17 protein-coding genes and 1 riboswitch are annotated in these 16875 nt (G+C 46.2%); of the genes, 13 read left to right on the top strand and 4 right to left on the bottom strand.

Annotated features, from left to right (window positions below; genetic code table 11):
• Positions 1-232 precede the first annotated feature (232 nt).
• Positions 233-793, top strand: a complete 561-nt coding sequence (locus QOZ98_RS17175) for a thioredoxin family protein (protein WP_308788524.1) — start codon at positions 233-235, stop codon at positions 791-793.
• A gap of 104 nt (positions 794-897) precedes the next feature.
• Positions 898-1812 (top strand): diacylglycerol kinase, encoded by a 915-nt coding sequence (locus tag QOZ98_RS17170; protein ID WP_308788523.1) that lies wholly within the window; start codon positions 898-900, stop codon positions 1810-1812.
• A gap of 72 nt (positions 1813-1884) precedes the next feature.
• Here QOZ98_RS17170 and QOZ98_RS17165 read toward each other — a convergent pair whose 3' ends face one another.
• Entirely contained in the window at positions 1885-2313 is a 429-nt protein-coding gene (locus QOZ98_RS17165; protein WP_308788522.1) for an NUDIX hydrolase, read from the bottom strand.
• Between the two features lie 203 nt (positions 2314-2516).
• Here QOZ98_RS17165 and QOZ98_RS17160 point away from each other — a divergent pair, with 203 nt between their 5' ends.
• From QOZ98_RS17160 to QOZ98_RS17140, 6 genes are all read left to right on the top strand, one after another.
• Complete coding sequence (locus tag QOZ98_RS17160; protein ID WP_142829879.1) at positions 2517-3863, top strand: cytochrome ubiquinol oxidase subunit I; 1347 nt, start codon at positions 2517-2519, stop codon at positions 3861-3863.
• Entirely contained in the window at positions 3860-4888 is a 1029-nt protein-coding gene (locus QOZ98_RS17155; RefSeq protein ID WP_308788521.1) for a cytochrome d ubiquinol oxidase subunit II, read from the top strand. The genes QOZ98_RS17160 and QOZ98_RS17155 overlap by 4 nt, the downstream gene beginning before the upstream one ends.
• Positions 4889-4902: 14 nt before the next feature.
• Entirely contained in the window at positions 4903-5013 is a 111-nt protein-coding gene (gene cydS, locus QOZ98_RS18930) for a cytochrome bd oxidase small subunit CydS (protein WP_407676716.1), read from the top strand.
• 72 nt (positions 5014-5085) lie between these two features.
• Positions 5086-6447 (top strand): 23S rRNA (uracil(1939)-C(5))-methyltransferase RlmD, encoded by a 1362-nt coding sequence (rlmD, locus tag QOZ98_RS17150; protein ID WP_308788520.1) that lies wholly within the window; start codon positions 5086-5088, stop codon positions 6445-6447.
• Between the two features lie 146 nt (positions 6448-6593).
• Positions 6594-6752: a Fur-regulated basic protein FbpA gene (fbpA, locus tag QOZ98_RS17145; RefSeq protein WP_308788519.1), complete on the top strand. Its 159-nt coding sequence runs from the start codon at positions 6594-6596 to the stop codon at positions 6750-6752.
• 44 nt (positions 6753-6796) lie between these two features.
• The gene (locus QOZ98_RS17140; protein ID WP_308788518.1) at positions 6797-8245 is read left to right on the top strand and encodes an amidase family protein; all 1449 of its coding nucleotides are present in this window, start codon (positions 6797-6799) and stop codon (positions 8243-8245) included.
• Between the two features lie 33 nt (positions 8246-8278).
• Here QOZ98_RS17140 and QOZ98_RS17135 read toward each other — a convergent pair whose 3' ends face one another.
• Complete coding sequence (locus tag QOZ98_RS17135) at positions 8279-9139, bottom strand: TetR/AcrR family transcriptional regulator (RefSeq protein WP_308788517.1); 861 nt, start codon at positions 9137-9139, stop codon at positions 8279-8281.
• 173 nt (positions 9140-9312) lie between these two features.
• On the opposite strand from QOZ98_RS17135, the gene QOZ98_RS17130 reads away from it, so the two are divergent.
• The 4 genes from QOZ98_RS17130 to QOZ98_RS17115 all read left to right on the top strand — a co-directional run bounded on the left by QOZ98_RS17130 (position 9313) and on the right by QOZ98_RS17115 (position 14199).
• Positions 9313-10782 (top strand): MDR family MFS transporter, encoded by a 1470-nt coding sequence (locus tag QOZ98_RS17130; protein WP_308788516.1) that lies wholly within the window; start codon positions 9313-9315, stop codon positions 10780-10782.
• 106 nt (positions 10783-10888) lie between these two features.
• The gene (locus tag QOZ98_RS17125; protein ID WP_308788515.1) at positions 10889-12049 is read left to right on the top strand and encodes a DEAD/DEAH box helicase; all 1161 of its coding nucleotides are present in this window, start codon (positions 10889-10891) and stop codon (positions 12047-12049) included.
• Positions 12046-13275 (top strand): aminopeptidase, encoded by a 1230-nt coding sequence (locus tag QOZ98_RS17120; protein WP_308788514.1) that lies wholly within the window; start codon positions 12046-12048, stop codon positions 13273-13275. Before QOZ98_RS17125 ends, QOZ98_RS17120 begins: the two co-directional genes overlap by 4 nt.
• Before the next feature lie 12 nt (positions 13276-13287).
• Positions 13288-14199 carry an SGNH/GDSL hydrolase family protein gene (locus QOZ98_RS17115; RefSeq protein WP_308788513.1) on the top strand — a complete coding sequence of 304 codons (912 nt, stop codon included), beginning with the start codon at positions 13288-13290 and terminating at the stop codon, positions 14197-14199.
• Positions 14200-14538: 339 nt separating this feature from the next.
• Here the strand turns inward: QOZ98_RS17115 and QOZ98_RS17110 are convergent, their stop codons facing one another.
• Both QOZ98_RS17110 and QOZ98_RS17105 read right to left on the bottom strand, forming a co-directional pair.
• Positions 14539-14685 (bottom strand): hypothetical protein, encoded by a 147-nt coding sequence (locus QOZ98_RS17110; protein ID WP_185960110.1) that lies wholly within the window; start codon positions 14683-14685, stop codon positions 14539-14541.
• A gap of 67 nt (positions 14686-14752) precedes the next feature.
• Positions 14753-15826 carry a M20 family metallopeptidase gene (locus QOZ98_RS17105; RefSeq protein ID WP_308788545.1) on the bottom strand — a complete coding sequence of 358 codons (1074 nt, stop codon included), beginning with the start codon at positions 15824-15826 and terminating at the stop codon, positions 14753-14755.
• A 147-nt stretch (positions 15827-15973) separates the two neighbouring features.
• A riboswitch (TPP riboswitch) is annotated at positions 15974-16072 on the top strand.
• A 97-nt stretch (positions 16073-16169) separates the two neighbouring features.
• Between QOZ98_RS17105 and thiT the strand changes: the two genes are divergently transcribed.
• Positions 16170-16745 (top strand): energy-coupled thiamine transporter ThiT, encoded by a 576-nt coding sequence (gene thiT / locus QOZ98_RS17100; RefSeq protein WP_308788512.1) that lies wholly within the window; start codon positions 16170-16172, stop codon positions 16743-16745.
• Positions 16746-16875 lie beyond the last annotated feature (130 nt).

The following is a 16875-nucleotide window of genomic DNA, read 5'->3' as shown; positions in this document are numbered from 1 at the left end:
ATCTTTTCCCATTTCAATTACCGCTGTAAAACATGGTATCTGCATCTCAGCCTTGAAGACTTTGCCGCAGAACAGTAAACTGGTAATAAAGACAAGTTCTGGCTGATGGAATGTGCTTTATTACCCAGCGGCTGCATGACAGTTTAATGGAATATAGAAGGAACAAAAAACTTCCGAGTTGGGAGTGGAAGTCCGAGTTAGCGGCAATGCAGGAAAAGGGAGACGTGATTGTATGATGACGGAGCAGCAGTATTTTGATAATGGCATTACCTTAGAAAGCTATATGGCTCAAATGGAGTCGAACCAGCAAAAGTCCTACAGCATTTATGAAAAGTTCAAGCTTCCGGAAGATTCGGAATTTATGGCTTTGCTGAAAGAAAAAAAACCTCATATCTTGGTCATTACCGAAGACTGGTGCGGAGATGCCATGATGAACAATGCCATCCTGCGAAAAATAACAGATGCGGCTGGTTTAGAAGTCCGTTGCGTATACCGCGATGAAAACCTGGAATTGATGGACCGTTACTTAACAAACAATGGACGTTCAATTCCTAAGTACATCATCCTGTCAGCAGAAGGCACTGTTCTTGGAGATTGGGGGCCAAGAGCGCCTAAAGTCCAGGAGTTTGTCGATGAGAAAAAATCAGTGCTTCCCGAAAAAGGGGATCCGCAATACGAGCTTCACGTAAAAACCGTGATCGGGGAGATTTCGGACGGCTTTGTTTATAAGGAAGATTTTTGGCAAATTGTCTTTGAAGATTTGCGCCAGGCATTTGAAAAAGCGTTAAAATAAAGAGGATGATTTATCCACAAAGGAAACTGGGGCACACTGCCAGGTTTCTTGATGGAAATCGTGTTTTCTTATTTTTTACAGAAAGTCCAGAAAGGCTGAATCTGATGAAACGTGCACGCATTATTTATAACCCAACTTCCGGCCGTGAGCTATTCCGGAAACACCTGCCTGAAGTTTTAGAGAAAATGGAAAAGGCTGGCTATGAAACATCTTGCCATGCGACCACCTGTGAGGGCGATGCAATTCAAGCGGCGACATTTGCTGTTGAGCGAAAGTTTGATTTGGTAATCGCTGTTGGTGGAGACGGTACATTAAATGAAGTTGTTTCAGGCATCGCTAAATTTGAAAACCGTCCTAAAGTCGGCCTTATTCCGATGGGGACGACCAATGACTTTGCCCGTGCCGTCCATATTCCTCGTGATATCACGAAGGCAGTAGACATCATCTTGAAAGGGGAGTCAATCCCCGTGGATATCGGTCTGATGAACGATGACCGCTATTTCATCAATATTGCTGGCGGAGGCAGGCTTACTGAGTTGACCTATGAGGTGCCGAGTAAATTGAAAACAGTGCTTGGCCAAATGGCCTATTATTTGAAAGGCATTGAAATGATTCCTTCGATCCGTTCCTCGCGTGTCCGGATTGAGTACGACGGCCAAATTTTCGATGACAGTGCGATGATGTTTTTGATCGGATTGACCAATTCAGTTGGGGGCTTCGAAAAATTGGCACCGGATGCCAGTATCAATGATGGCAAATTCACATTATTGATTTTAAAAGAGCTGAATATGGCAGAGTTTATCCGCGTGGCTTCTTTAGCATTGCGCGGGGAGCATTTATCAGATCCGCATGTAATTTATGCAAAGGCCAGCAAAATTACGGTAACCACTGAAGAGCGGGTGCTGTTGAATTTGGACGGTGAGTACGGTGGACTGCTGCCGGCCGTGTTCGAAAACTTAGCTGGCCATATAGAAATGTATGTGCCGATTGATTCTTTAAGCGAAAAAGACCGCAAATAAAAAGCTGGAAAACGGAGTCGCTCCGTTTTCCAGCTTTTTATGTTGCATGGACAGATCCTATTGCCTTCATGCTTAAAGAAGTTCGATTGCTGTATCTTGCTCTTCTGCCAGCTGCGGCAGATTTTTAATCGGTTCCCATCGGAACAGCAGTGTAAGGCCATTATCACGGCCTTGGCTTGCGATGGTGTGTTCAAACTGTTCGATCGGATCACCTGTGTATTCAAAATGAAAAATGTTCCGTTCATAAGCTTTGTCCTGATGTTCCGGATAATACGTGTACTTGTGGATTTTGCCGACAAAATCGATTACTTCGCGGGGCAATCCTGTTTCTTCTTTAACCTCTCTGTACAAAGCATCGATTAACAGCTCGTCGTCTTCAATCGTCCCACCGGGTACTTGCAGGCCAACTTCCGGTTCACCTTTGTACTCGAATACAAGCAGTTCACGATTTTCCTCTTCGCCTCTTGTAATATACGCAAATACTTTCCGTTTTGTTCTCATGATGCCTCACCCTTTTTCTTTATTCTATACAGAATACTAAAAATTGAGAAAAATTTCAATTCTTTTTCCTTTAACACTGTCACAGCTTATTCAAAGTTTGGTATAAAAGCAAGGCTTGGGAAGCGTTTTGGAAAGTGGGTTTGATGTACAATAAGAACAAGAGTTGCAGTAAATCACACGCTTCAAAAAAGGAGACGAATAGATTGGAATTTCAAGATCCGGCTTTTCTGAGTCGCATTCTAACGTTATTGACTTTATCATTCCATATTCTTTATGCAACGATCGGCGTAGGTGTCCCTCTCATGATTATGATTGCCCAGTGGGTGGGTATTAAGAAAAAAGATGATCATTATATTTTGCTGGCTCGCCGTTGGGCCAGAGGATTTGTTATTACGGTTGCAGTAGGTGTTGTAACCGGTACAGCGATCGGCTTGCAGTTGTCATTGCTATGGCCGAACTTTATGCAATTGGCCGGTAATGTCATTGCTTTGCCGTTGTTTATGGAAGTTTTCGCATTTTTCTTCGAAGCCATCTTCCTGGGGATTTATCTTTACACATGGGATCGTTTTGAAGATCAGCGGAAGCATTTTCTGTTGCTTATTCCGGTTGCACTGGGTGCAGCCGCGTCATCCGTATTCATCACCATCGTCAACGCCTTTATGAACCAGCCGCAGGGCTTTGAAATACTGAATGGCGAAATGGTCAATGTCAGCCCGCTCTTGGCTATGTTCAGTCCGGCAGTGCCGACCAAAGTGGCGCACGTTATGGCCACAGCATTCATGACCAGCGCTTTTGTGCTGGCATCCATTGCAGCGCTGCGCATGTTGGGCGGCTCGAACCATATTTACCATAAGAAAGCTTTATTCCTGACAATGAAATTGGGACTGGTGTTTGCCATTGCGACAGCCTTAATCGGAGATTTCTCCGGTAAGTATCTTGCAGAATACCAGCCGGAAAAACTGGCTGCTGCTGAGTGGCATTTTGAAACAGAAGAAGATGCAGGTTTGGTCATGTTCGGAATTTTAGACGGCGAAGAAGTAAAGTATGCCATCCGAATTCCTTATGCGCTGAGTATTTTGGCGCACAGCAATCCGTTTGCTGAAGTTACCGGGCTCAATGAATTCCCAGAAGATGAAAGGCCGCCGCTGTGGATCCATTATCTTTTTGATACGATGGTCACCATCGGCATGTGGCTGGCATTCTTCTCCTTTGTCTATGTCGTTGCCGCTTTCCGCAATTGGTCGTTCATCCGGACAAGATGGTTCCGCTGGCTCACAGTGGCGGGAGGGCCATTGGCGCTCATCGCCATTGAGGCAGGATGGTGGTTCACGGAAGTGGGACGCCAGCCTTGGATTCTCAGAGGCCATATGAGGGTAAGTGAAGGAGCAACTACCAGCGGAAACGTAGATCTGATGATTGTGTTGTTTGCTGGTCTGTATATTATTCTCGGTATTGGTACAGCTGTCGTCTTAACCCGGATGTACAAACGCAATCCGGTTGAAAAAGAGTTGGCAGCACGTGAAAATGCCAAAGGCGGTGAAGAAGAATGACATTAGAAATTGTTGGCATATCCGTTCTGTGGCTGTTTCTATATCTGTATGTCATTGTGGCGTCAATCGATTTCGGCGCCGGCTTCTTTAATGCCTACAGCTCTTTTGTCGGCAAGCAGCACATTTTGACAGGGGTCATCCAGCGTTATTTGTCGCCGGTCTGGGAAGTCACCAACGTGTTCTTTGTATTTTTCTTTGTCGGGATCATTGGATTTTTCCCGCAAACCGCTTTTTACTACGGCACGACTTTGTTGGTTCCAGCCAGTCTGGCGCTGATCCTGTTGGCAATCCGCGGTTCTTATTACGCGTTTGCGACCTACGGAGCTAAAATCAATCATAGAGGCTATATTTATATGTACGGCTTGTCTGGACTGTTGCTGCCGGCTGCATTGTCGCCGGTGCTGGCTATGTCAGAAGGCGGCTTTATCCAAATGGAGAACGGCCAGCCTTATCTGGATTACTGGGCGCTGTTCACCAGCCCGTTGATGTGGAGTATTGTGGTCCTGAGCTTAACGGCAGTCCTGTATATTTCAGCTGTGTTTTTGACATGGTATTCCTCAAAAGCCGGTGATGCCAAAGCCACTGATTTGATGCGCAAATATGCGCTGGTTTGGGCGGCTCCTGCCATTATTACAGCCACCGGGATCATATACGAACTGCGCGGCCACAACCCTGAGCATTTCGCGCGCATTCTCGACTTATGGTGGGTATTTGCTGTATCGTTCCTGCTGTTTGCCGGAACGGTCTACCTGATCTGGAAAAAACGCCATTACGGCTGGGCTTTCATTTTGTTGATGGGGCAGTTCTTTACCGCATTTTTCGCATATGGGGCGTCGCATTATCCGTATTTGCTGTATCCGTATTTGACGATCTATGACAGCTTTACAAACGAATCCATGGCAATCGCATTGATCATTGCGTTTATCGCAGGGCTTTGCCTGTTGCTGCCATCGCTTTACTTATTGTTCCGTCTGTTCTTGTTTGATAAAGATTACATCGAAGGCAAATCGGATTACCACGCATAGAGGAGGCATTATTTATGCAGGATTTCATGATATTTTACGCACCATTTTTAGTTTTGTTTGGAGCCATCATTTTTGGTTTCTGGTTCTCACTAAAAGACGGTCCGGTTACGAAAGACCGGGACTAAGAGCGCGTGCAGGCTTTTGCCTGCCGCGTTTTTTTGTTGTATGATAAGTAGATGTGAAATGGAGTGAACTTTTTGAAACCAGTAAATAAAAATGACCGGATTATGGTCCACGTAGAAGACTTGACGCATGACGGTGCAGGTGTAGCAAAAGTAGACGGCTATCCGCTGTTCATCCCGGGAGCTTTGCCGGGAGAAGATGTTTTGGTCCATGTATTAAAAACTTTGAAATCCTATGGCTTTGCCAAGCTAATTGAAATACAGCAGGCCTCACCTTTTCGGGTTACGGCACCCTGTCCGGTATTTGATACGTGCGGCGGCTGCCAGATCCAGCACCTGTCTTACGAGGGGCAGATGACGTTCAAACAGAAATTGGTGCGCGATGCCATTACACGAATCGGCAAGCTGCCGGACGTACCGGTTCATCCGGTGAAAGGCATGGAAGATCCTTGGCGTTACCGCAATAAATCCCAGATTCCGTTTGGCACACAAAATGGCAAAGTGGTGGCTGGATTTTATCAGCCGAGATCGCATGACATTGCAGACACAGACATCTGTCTAATCCAGACACCGGAAGCGGAAGCCATTATGGTGTCGCTGAAAAAGAATTTGGCTGAACTCGGGATCGAACCCTATGAAGAGGCGACGCACCGGGGAATGCTGCGCCATGTAGTTGTTCGGAAAGCCCGGGCGACCGGAGAAATTATGGTAGTCCTGGTGACTAAGAAAAAGAAATTTTCGCAGGCAGCGCGGGCGATTGAGTTGATACAAGCGACCGTGCCGGAAGTGACATCGATTGTCCAGAACATCAACAGTGAAAAAACCAATGTCATTTTTGGTGATGAGACTTTGACGCTATGGGGCAAAGACGTGATAGAAGACCAAATCGGGGATGTCCGTTTTGAAATATCCGCCCGTTCTTTTTATCAGATCAATCCCGAACAGACAGAAGTCTTATATGGTCAAGCGCTCCAATATGCTCAGTTGACCGGCAATGAAACCGTAATCGATGCATATTGCGGCATCGGAACAATTTCTCTGTTTCTCGCCCAGCGTGCTAAATTTGTCATGGGGGTCGAAATTGTCCCGCAGGCTATAGAAGATGCAAAGCGCAATGCAGAGCTGAATGGCTTATCCAATACGCTGTTCGAGGCGGGTCCGGCTGAACAGGTCATACCTCGCTGGTATAAAGAAGGCAAGAAAGCTGACGTATTGGTCGTCGATCCTCCAAGAAAAGGCTGTGACGAACAATTGCTGCGGACCATCCTCAAGCAGCGCCCGACGCGTGTGGTTTATGTGTCTTGCAACCCGGCAACCTTGGCGCGTGATTTGCGCCTACTCGAAGACGGCGGCTATCGCACGAAAGAAGTGCAGCCCGTTGATATGTTCCCGCAATCCACGCATTGTGAAGCGGTGGCTTGGCTGGAGCTGGCATAATGCAACAACCCGATCAGTGATCCATGCTGATCGGGTTGTTTTACTATTTCCGGTTAATAAGTGCCATTTTGATCAAATGAGGGTTTTAACTGAACAGCCTACAGGGTAAAGAAAAGGGAATACTTCTTGAAGGAGAGAACGGATCAATGGAACACATACCCGAATCAAAGTTTACAGATAAACGTGAAACCATCATACAAGGATTGGTTGAACAGAACGTATTTAAGATAAATGGGCGCCAACTATATGAAACTTCACTTTATGAATTAATGAAAACCTATACAGATACTAACCAAGCCGGCTGACTCCGGCTTTTTTCAATGGCTTATATTGAATGGGAGGGAAAACCATGCACAATAAAAAGTTGGAAGAGTATCGCCTTGAGCGACTCGACGAAATGACAATAGCTGATATGCAGGAAGAGATGGACCAAGGCAATTTGACTTCCGAAGAACTGGTGCTGATGTATAAAGAAAATATCTCATTGCGTGACCAACATACACACGCTGTACTTGAGTTGAATCCAGATGCTTTATTGATTGCGCAGGCGCTTGACTTTGAACGCCGCCAAACCGGTCCGCGGTCAAGGCTTCATGGCATTCCAATCTTGCTGAAGGACAATATAGATACTGGGGATAAGATGCATACAAGTGCGGGATCTCTTGCAATGAAGGACCACTATGCACTGTGTGATGCCAAAGTGGCAGAAAAGCTGCGCCAGGGAGGTGCTGTAATTTTGGGGAAAACCAATATGACGGAGTGGGCCAACTTCATGTCGGATAAAATGACCAATGGCTATAGCTCCAGAGGCGGGCAAGTAAAAAATCCTTTTGGTGATTTTGATGTTGGCGGTTCGAGTTCTGGTTCGGCAGCTGCCGTTGCTTCGAATTTGGCAGCGGGAGCAATCGGAACGGAAACCTCCGGATCGATTATTAATCCCGCCGCGCAAAACAGTTTGGTCGGCATTAAACCTACAGTCGGCATGGCCAGCAGGACAGGAATCATTCCACTGTCACACACGCAGGATGTGCCGGGGCCTTTGGCACGAACCGTTGCTGATGCTGTGGCTCTTTTTGAGATCATTGTCGGTTGCGACCCGGAAGACCCCATTACAACTTTTGCAGCACCGTTCGAAGACTATAACTGGAAGCAGCACCTGAAAAAAGATGGTCTGCAAGGTGCGAAGCTAGGAGTAGCAAGAGGGTTATTCAAAAAAATCAACGATGAACAGGCCGTGATATTTGAAAAGGCACTGGAAGCACTGCACGCCAATGGTGCGGAAATTATTGATGGGATCGATTTAGGTGTTGAGCAGGAAGATTTGGGATTTGCGGTGCTGCAGCATGAGTTCAAGGCAAACCTTAACGCCTATTTGGCAAAGTCCAATCCGAACCAGCCGATCCGTTCCATAGAGGATGTCATCGCATTTAATAATAAACACCCGGAAAAAATGCTGAAGTATGGTCAAAATATGCTGGAGCAAGCGAATGGCATGACGGGCATGCTGACAGAGCGGGAATACGTGGAAGCACTTGAACGCAACCGCTTTTTAGCTGCAGAGCCGGGGATGAAGAAAGTGTTAAAAACAATTGGAGTAGACGCTTTGGTACTGCCACAGGATTATGGCTGCAATATCGGTGCATCCGCCGGGTTCCCATCGATTACCGTGCCATTTGGATATTGTGAAAAGGGTGAGCCTTTTGGCCTCACATTTTCAGGCCTGGCGTTTACCGAGCCGTCGTTGATCGAATATGCCTATGCATTCGAACAAGCTGTCAAAGGACGGCGCAAACCATAAAAAAGAGCGAAGCCATTGAGGCTTCGCTCTTTTTTATGCAATGTCAGCTAAATGCTTCCAAATCTGTTCAATCATAATCGACAGCTCAGATTCAATCCGGTTATCATTGGCAAGCGTAGTGAGAACACTTTCAATCAATGCTTTTCGAGGAGTTTCCGCTGCCAGCTCTGCTGCAAGAAATTGCGCGAGCTGTTTTATGTTGTCTTGGTCTTTTAGCTTTTGGGCATACTGTTCCAGCAAGGGAGCGAGCTCTTCTAAAGTGACATCGTCAGCTGAAGCGGCAAGCGGCAGTTTCAGATTGCCAAAAAAAGTATCTTTTGCGGCTATTTGAAGAGCGATGGTCGCCTGCAGTCGGCGGATAACGAAAGAAGAAAGTTTATCTGCCGGCAAATTATCGACAGAAACAAGACGCCACAAGTGAATAAGCTGTTGGACATAACCGTGGACGAATGCCGCATTTTCCAATGCATAGGGCGCTGCTTCTTTGCCGAAAACATCAACGATTCGTGAAGAAATCCATTCCATTTCGAGTGAGTACTGTTTGACAGAAAAGGATTTTAATTCCGGATCCTGTGAATAGAAAATGCTTTCATATAGCGCAAAAAGGTTTTTTTCAAGGTTCAGCTTAATGCGGATGTACAGCTGTTCTGCCAACACCTCCGGATCATTTGCAGACATTCCGACTGCTGCTGCCATCCGCCGCTGCCGGATTTCACTGCCAATGGATTCCATGATTGCCATGAGGCATTCCGATTTGGATCCGAAATAATTGTAAAACGTTCCTTTTGAAACTTTGGCTCCGTCCAGAATGTCCTGAATGGAGGAAGAGTTATAGCCTTTATTGATGAAAAGATCATAAGCTGCATTTAGGATCTGTTGTTTTTTAGGATTCATTTACCTCACCTTTATACCGTTAGTCTATTTTTATTATAACTTGAAAACACTTTCATATCAATGTTTTGAAATAGTCATTACGAAATACTTGAAATAAATATACAGCAGGTATAGAATAATGAAATGGAGAAACAGAAAAAATATAGAGTACCATTTACGGAGGAAGTATTAATATGAAAGAACAGAAAAAAACACCTTATGGCATCATTGCCATTCTCTTTACCGGCGCATTCGTAGCCATCTTTAATCAGACCTTATTAAACATTGCGCTGCCTGAAATCATGCTGGACTTGAATATCGACGCTTCTACGGCGCAATGGCTCGTGACAGGATATATGCTGGTCAACGGGATTTTGATTCCGGCCAGTGCTTTTTTCATTCAGCGCTATTCGAACCGTTCAATTTTTATAGTCGCGATGTCGCTGTTTGCGCTCGGAACATTATTGGCGGCAGTAGCGCCTGTATTCAGCATCCTGCTAGTGGGCAGAATGATTCAAGCTGCCGGTGCAGCATTGATGATGCCATTATTGATGAATGTCATGCTGGCTGCTTTTCCAGTTGAAAAACGCGGATCTGCGATGGGCGTATTCGGATTGGTCATGGTTGTTGCGCCTGCAATCGGGCCGACACTGTCCGGATTTATTGTAGAGCATTACTCATGGCGAGTGCTTTTCTGGATTGTCTTGCCGGTTGCTTTGGTGCCGCTTGCTTTAGGGATTTTCAAATTAAAGAATTTAACATTCCAGAACAGGGAAATATCGCTTGATAAAGCTTCACTGGCACTCTCAAGTTTAGGTTTCGGGGGTGTATTGTATGGATTTAGTTCAGCCGGGACCCTGGGCTGGACCGATCCGGTAGTTGTGGTGACCATTGCGATCGGTATTATTTCACTGATTGTTTTCGGCTTCCGCCAATTGAAACTGGATGAACCTTTATTGGAAATCCGAATTTACAAATACCCGATGTTCGCTTTGTCATCAGCAATCTCAATTGCGTTATCCATGTCGATGTTCTCGGCAATGATCCTGATGCCAATCTATATTCAGACCATTAAAGGCATATCGCCAATCGACTCGGGATTATTGATGCTGCCCGGCGCTTTGGCTATGGGCTTTATGTCTCCGATTACCGGACGGCTGTTCGACCGGTTTGGCGCTAAAGTGCTGGCCATACCTGGTTTGGCCATTGTCGTGATCACGACGTATATGTTCAGCCAATTAAGCTTGGATTCCAGCTACATCAGCATCATGCTGATGTACACATTGCGGATGTTCGGCATTTCGATGGTGATGATGCCGGTTATGACGAACGGCTTGAACACGTTGCCGATAAAATCTTATCCACATGGAACGGCAATCAACAATACATTGCAGCAAGTAGCTGGTGCTGTTGGATCTGCTTTTCTCATCACTATCATGAACACACGTACGGATTCCACAGCACAAACATTGGCAGCAGAAGGGGTTGCTCCTGAAAGCATCATGAACATCGCCATGCTTGACGGCATCAACTTTGCCTTTTTCGTCTCGACGTTTATAGCGTTAGTAGCATTGATCCTGGCTTTCTTTATTAAAAAACCGGTACGTCCGGTAACTGAAACAGAGAAAGAGATCATTTATAGACAACAAGAAGCAACTGAATAATCCAAAAGGCCAGCCCCTAAACAGGCTGGCTTTTTACATGCCAAAAAAGGCGTTAAAACAGCTAATATGGTACACTAAAAGCATTGAAAAAAAGGTGGAATCGCAAATGACTTTTATAAATGAATTAAACCCATTGTGGCAAGAAAAATGGGAAAAGGCTGGATTTGAAGCGGCAATGCCAATTCAGGAACAGATGATTCCAGAGATGCTGGCAGGCAATGATATCGTTGCAGAATCTCCAACGGGATCGGGCAAGACTTTGGCATATGTTCTGCCAATATTGCAGCGGGTCAACCCTGAAAAAAAGGCAATTCAAGCAATGATTGTAGCTCCGTCCCAGGAGCTGTCGATGCAGATCGTCAATGTATTGCGTGAGTGGACAGAAGGAACAGACGTAAGTGTGACGCAATTGATTGGCGGTGCAAACATTCAGCGCCAATTGGATACGCTCAAGAAAAAACCGACCATTGTTGTAGGTACACCCGGACGTCTAAATGAATTGGTGAAAACGAAAAAGCTGAAAATGCACGAAATCCGGATTTTGGTATTGGATGAAGGCGATCAGTTGATGGCGCGTGAACACCGCGGCATTATGAAAGACTTGATTGAAAAAACCCAACACGACCGTCAATTGGTCTTGGTGTCAGCTACGATCACTGAAGAAATCGAGTTGGTGGCGGAACGTTTGATGCAGCATCCGACACGCCTGCAGGTAACTGCGGAGGATCTGCCGATGTTCGGCAAAGTGACGCATTCATTTATCAAAGTGGATGAACGCGACAAGACCGAAATGCTGCGCAGCATTTCGCATATCCCGGGCATGAAGGGATTGGCATTCGTCAATAACCTGGATCAATTGCTGATGAAGGAAAATAAATTAAAATTCCGTGATGCGAAAATTGTCACCCTGCATTCCGAAATGAAAAAAGATGAACGCAAAAAAGCATTGGATGCTTTCCGAAAAGGCGAAGTGGCTGTGTTGATTGCGACAGAAGTAGCGGCGCGCGGATTGGATATTGACCAAGTGACGCATGTCATCCATGTCGATGTTCCGCAAACGGTCGAGCAGTATTTGCATCGCTCTGGCAGAACGGGACGAGCCGGAGCAGACGGCGAAGTGCTGACACTCTTGGCATATTCCGATGAACGCCATTATAAGAAGTTCACAAAAGAACTGCCTTCCAAACCTGTCCAGAAAGTAATCCATGGCGGAAAGCTGATAGAAGGTTCCAGCAAAACCATCGCGGCAAAGGGGAATAAACGATGAATTTCCAAGAAAAGCTTGAACAATATGCCGATTTGACAGTTTCTATAGGGTTAAATGTTCAAAAAGGGCAATTGGTCGTGATCAATACTACGACCGATACGCTGGAATTTACACGGATTGTCGTCAAAAAAGCTTATGAAGCAGGCGCCAAACGAGTCCAGGTCAACTACGAAGATCCAGTCCTGACACGGACACATTTTGAATTGGCGCCGGAAGATGCGTTCAAGGAATATCCGGAATGGTCTGTCGTCCAGCGTGATGAAGTGATCAATACAGGCGGTTCTTTCCTATGGATTGATGCGGAAGATCCAGATTTGTTAACTGGTATTCCGGCGAAACGACTGTCTGATTCGCAAAAGTCTGCCGGAAAAGCATTAGAACGATACCGCCAGGCAGTGGGAACAGATAAAATTGCATGGTCGATTGTAGCCATCCCATCGCCGAAGTGGGCGCAAAAAGTCTTTCCGGATTTATCAGCTGAAAAACAAATGGATGCACTTTGGCAAGCCATTTTTAAAACAGTCCGCATTGGCGAAGGAGATGCAGTCGAGGCCTGGAAAAACCACATCGCTTTATTGGAGCAGCGGGCTAGTCAATTAAACAACAAACGCTACGTGAAATTGCACTACAGCGCACCAGGAACAGATCTGACCATTGAGCTGCCAAATAAGCATATTTGGATGTCAGGCGCGTCAAAAACGCCTCAAGGCAATCCGTTTATTGCCAATATGCCAACAGAGGAAGTTTATACCGTTCCGTTAAAACATGGAGTGGACGGCACGGTCCGCAACACAAAGCCTTTGGTTTACCAAGGGAATGTTATTGATGGCTTTACGCTGACTTTTGAAAAAGGAAAAATTGTTGATGCAAAAGCGGAAACTGGCCAAGAGCTGCTCAGCGAAATGATCAATACGGATGAGGGGGCGGCTTATTTGGGAGAAGTGGCACTGGTACCGGACCATTCGCCAATTTCTGATTCGAACATACTGTTCTACAATACCCTATTCGATGAAAATGCTTCGAATCATTTGGCAATCGGGGATTCTTATCCGACCTGCTACGAAGGGGCACGCGATTTAGAGCGCAAACAACTGGCAGCCATTGGCTTGAATACCTCAATTGTCCATGAAGATTTCATGATTGGCAGCGACAAGATGGATATTGACGGCATTACAGCAGAAGGTTCAAAAGAGCCCATCTTCCGCAACGGAAACTGGGCATTCTAAGAGGTGATTGAAATGAAGAAGTATTGGATTGCGGCAATGACAGGATTTCTGTTATTCAGCGGAACAGTTGCTGCACAGGCAGAGCTTCAAATTCCAGCAGCTTATATCGCCATCGGTGACTCGCTCGCAGCGGGGCAGACACCTGACCGCCAAATAGATGCCGGTTACGCGGATTTGATTGCACAGGAGCTGTCGCGCAATCAGCCTGTTGCGTTTTATTCGAAAAACCTGGCATTTCCGGGCTTTACCACTACGGATGTATTAGAAAGCATTCAAAGTGACGAAGCGCAGGAAGTTCTGTCTTCAGCCAATCTCATCACTGTATCAGCTGGGGCCAATGATTTACTGCGACTGGTGCAGAATGATTCAGCGCAGGGTTCTTTGGTTTTCCAGCAGGTCCAGGTAGACTTTGCACTAAACGAGGCAAGAAAGAACATGGACTTGATTCTGGCAGAGCTTGCTGAACAATCTCCCGATGCAACTGTTTACGTGATGGGTTATTACTTTGCTTATCCGCACGTTCGAGAAAACCAAAAAAATGGGACTGCTAAACAGCTTGATCGGCTTAATAAAATTCTTCAGCGATCGGCTGAAAAGGCAGGGGCTGTTTTTGTATCGGTTGACCAATCATTTGGTTCGAATGCTGTGGATAAAGTTCCGAATCCAGCTGATGTCCATCCGAACACAGCCGGTTATCAGGCGATGGCCAATGCATTTTTCACTGAATACCAGGAAGGCTGGACGGTGGAGGATTTTGAACTGCCGCCTCCGAATCCATTGTCTTTCGAGGAAATCATGGAAGCACAGGACCAGGATGAGCAAGAGGCTTCTGAGAGTAATGATGCCGAAGAAACAGCACAGCGGCCTTCTAGCGACAGCCCAACCGGCTACTTTGCGCTGCGCGAAGCAATGCCTTATATCTAGAAAAGCGGAAGCGCCCGTGTAGCTCTGCCAAGCATAAGACGCGCTGGCGAAGCGGCGTACTTTGCCGCACAACACGAAAAGTGAAAGTGCCTGTTCAGCTCTGACAGGTGTAAGACGATCTGGCGAAGCGGCGTGTATTCAGCCGCATAGCCAGAGTGGCTTACACCCGAAGAGCTAGGCACTGCAACTGGACACCAGGGTTGGCTTATGACCCAAAGAGCTGGGCGCTGAAGTCTGGACAATAAGAAAAGCGGAAGCGCCCGTCTTATGATCAATGAATTGGAGTCTTAATCCATAAAAAAACGTTCCGGCATAGGTATGCCGGAACGTTTTTTATTTTTAGCGTTTTCTGCCACGCGTATCAGGCTGTTGTGGAGCTGATTGTCCAGCTTTGCCTTGTTTTCTTTTATTCAATACTTTACGGATGATCGGGTATGCGATCGGACCGTATTTTATCGCTGATTTCAGTAGTCTTCCAATTGCCATTTAAATCTCTCCATTCATAGGGGTTAGTATATGTTACTTTCCCGAATTCCACAGGATGCAAACCTTTTTAAGCAGATTGTGCATGTGCCAGCAGGATGTCCTTGTATGAGTGGACACTTGATATCAAGACATATTCAGCATTGCCATGCCAATCATCTCCGCTCGGACCAAATTCTATTGCACCTTCGCCGCCAGTTACCGCCGCATAATAGCGGGTATCTGCAGCACCGTGCTGGCCGAATAAAACAGGTTCTTGCTGAGTCGTGTCCAAAATCGCTTTTTGCAAGCTTTGAATATACGGGTTTTCTTTAGTTGTGGTAAGGGCAGGTGTGGAGCCGGAAGCTTTGTACTCCATATCGACATCCAATTTGTCGGCCAAGTCAACCAGCTGGCGAACTATCTCATCTTTATCCTGGCCTGGCATAAAGCGGATATCGTAAGACATTTCACAAATTTCCGGAACGACGTTGTAGCGTTCTCCTGCTTTAATGATAGGCAAGTTGACGGAGGGATGCTCGTAATATTCCGTTGATTCTTTCCGGAAAGGCAGGTCTGCAATTGCCATATGGAACTTCATCGCCGATTCAATCGCATTGATGCCTTCCCATGGCCGGCTGCCGTGAGCAGGCTTGCCTTTGAATGTCATGTCCATCCGCAGAATGCCTTTGGACTGCAGACCGACTTTTAATCCCGTCGGTTCGCCGCAAATGACAAAGTCGCCATGATAACCTTGTTCAACCAGCCATTTGGATGTGTTGCGGCCCCCAATTTCCTCATCGGTGACGATGTGCAGTTGGACAATGCGGTTCAGGTTGGAATTATCGAGCTCGATAAAGGCTTGCATCATCGCTGCCACACCCGCTTTCATGTCTGCGGAGCCGCGTCCGTAAATGCGGTCCTGTTCTTCAACGGGAACAAACTGCTCTTTGTGGCCCGGGACCACGTCTACATGGCCATTCCAAATAATGGTCTCATTGCCTTGCCCTTTAGTGGCTGTCAGCATTTGATAGCCATTATTGTCATGAATCGTAACGGTTTCGCCTTTTTCCTTTAACCAGTCTGCACAAAAAAGAAGAGCTTCATTGGCCCCTTCTTTTGTATCACTTTGAATTTTAATCAGTTCCTTTAACAGTTCAATCATTTTTTCGGCAAGCCCAAACTCCCGGCTGCCTCCACCACCTTTCAAATAGCTTTACTACTGAACTCTTTACCCTGTCAGACTATCTTAAAACAGCCTTGCATTAAAGGGAAGGGTTGTGTACAATACAGGTGAAAGTCAAATATCTGTATACACCACAAGGGGAGCTTTTGCTGAGAGTGAACAAATTGTTCTTACCCTTTGAACCTGTAAGTTAACACTTGCGCAGGGATGTGGATGGAAACCGGCCCTTACAACGGCGCCAGGCTCTGTCCTGGCGCCGTTTTTAATATGGTTTTATTCACGGCCCTTCTGGTGATGTGCATAACACATTAAGGAGGAAGTCATGAGAAATAAAAAAGTTTTGTTAATGATGGAAATCGCCATTTTCGCCGCTCTTGGATTTGTCCTGGATTTCATTTCGTTCCGGATGCCCCAAGGCGGATCTGTCAGCCTGGTGATGATTCCAATTGTATTGATCGCATTCAGAAGAGGAGTCGGTGCAGGAGTACTGACAGGTATTCTTGTAGGGCTGCTGCAGATCGTTTCCGGGTTTATCTCTGTAACGCCGCTGTCGTTTGGATTTGTCGTCATGCAGGTGTTGCTGGACTATCTATTGGCATATGGAGTAGTGGGGCTGGCAGGTGTCATGCGCACAAAATACTTGCAGCATGCGCAAGCCAAGCAAACAGGGAAGATGCTTCTGGTGATTGTGCTGGGGGTACTGATTGCTTCAGCTCTCCGCTATCTAGTTCACGTTGTGACAGGGATCTTGTTCTTCGGCATGTTTGCTGAAGGCAATGTGGTTATCTATTCGGTGATATACAATGCCACTTATATGATTCCGGTATTTTTGCTGGCGGCTTTTGTCTGTGCTGCGCTTTTTGCGGCCGCTCCAAAATTGGTCGATGCAGAAGCTTAAAATTTGGGAGGCTGTCCTTTTGGCAGCCTTCTTTTCTCTGTCCGTTTCCGGAGATTAGTTGAACCGGACTGAGAGCCAGTGATTTAATTTTGTGGTATAATTCTTGAATAGAAAAGCTTGAAAGAAGGGT

Source organism: Planomicrobium stackebrandtii (assembly GCF_030814955.1).
In the GTDB taxonomy this organism is placed as follows: domain Bacteria; phylum Bacillota; class Bacilli; order Bacillales_A; family Planococcaceae; genus Planococcus; species Planococcus stackebrandtii.
The sequence above is the reverse complement of the archived record's forward strand: the minus strand, read 5'-3'. Positions and strand labels throughout refer to the sequence as shown.

Bases quoted from the DNA above. Each gene is read 5' to 3' on its own strand.
- QOZ98_RS17170 (WP_308788523.1), top strand. From the start codon at position 898: ATGAAACGTGCACGCATTATTTATAACCCAACTTCCGGCCGTGAGCTA.
- fbpA (WP_308788519.1), top strand. From the start codon at position 6,594: ATGGAACACATACCCGAATCAAAGTTTACAGATAAACGTGAAACCATC.
- QOZ98_RS17155 (WP_308788521.1), top strand. From the start codon at position 3,860: ATGACATTAGAAATTGTTGGCATATCCGTTCTGTGGCTGTTTCTATAT.
- QOZ98_RS17130 (WP_308788516.1), top strand. From the start codon at position 9,313: ATGAAAGAACAGAAAAAAACACCTTATGGCATCATTGCCATTCTCTTT.
- QOZ98_RS17120 (WP_308788514.1), top strand. From the start codon at position 12,046: ATGAATTTCCAAGAAAAGCTTGAACAATATGCCGATTTGACAGTTTCT.
- QOZ98_RS17175 (WP_308788524.1), top strand. From the start codon at position 233: ATGATGACGGAGCAGCAGTATTTTGATAATGGCATTACCTTAGAAAGC.
- thiT (WP_308788512.1), top strand. From the start codon at position 16,170: ATGAGAAATAAAAAAGTTTTGTTAATGATGGAAATCGCCATTTTCGCC.
- cydS (WP_407676716.1), top strand. From the start codon at position 4,903: ATGCAGGATTTCATGATATTTTACGCACCATTTTTAGTTTTGTTTGGA.
- QOZ98_RS17115 (WP_308788513.1), top strand. From the start codon at position 13,288: ATGAAGAAGTATTGGATTGCGGCAATGACAGGATTTCTGTTATTCAGC.
- QOZ98_RS17125 (WP_308788515.1), top strand. From the start codon at position 10,889: ATGACTTTTATAAATGAATTAAACCCATTGTGGCAAGAAAAATGGGAA.
- QOZ98_RS17135 (WP_308788517.1), bottom strand. From the start codon at position 9,139: ATGAATCCTAAAAAACAACAGATCCTAAATGCAGCTTATGATCTTTTC.
- QOZ98_RS17140 (WP_308788518.1), top strand. From the start codon at position 6,797: ATGCACAATAAAAAGTTGGAAGAGTATCGCCTTGAGCGACTCGACGAA.
- QOZ98_RS17165 (WP_308788522.1), bottom strand. From the start codon at position 2,313: ATGAGAACAAAACGGAAAGTATTTGCGTATATTACAAGAGGCGAAGAG.
- QOZ98_RS17110 (WP_185960110.1), bottom strand. From the start codon at position 14,685: ATGGCAATTGGAAGACTACTGAAATCAGCGATAAAATACGGTCCGATC.
- QOZ98_RS17105 (WP_308788545.1), bottom strand. From the start codon at position 15,826: ATGATTGAACTGTTAAAGGAACTGATTAAAATTCAAAGTGATACAAAA.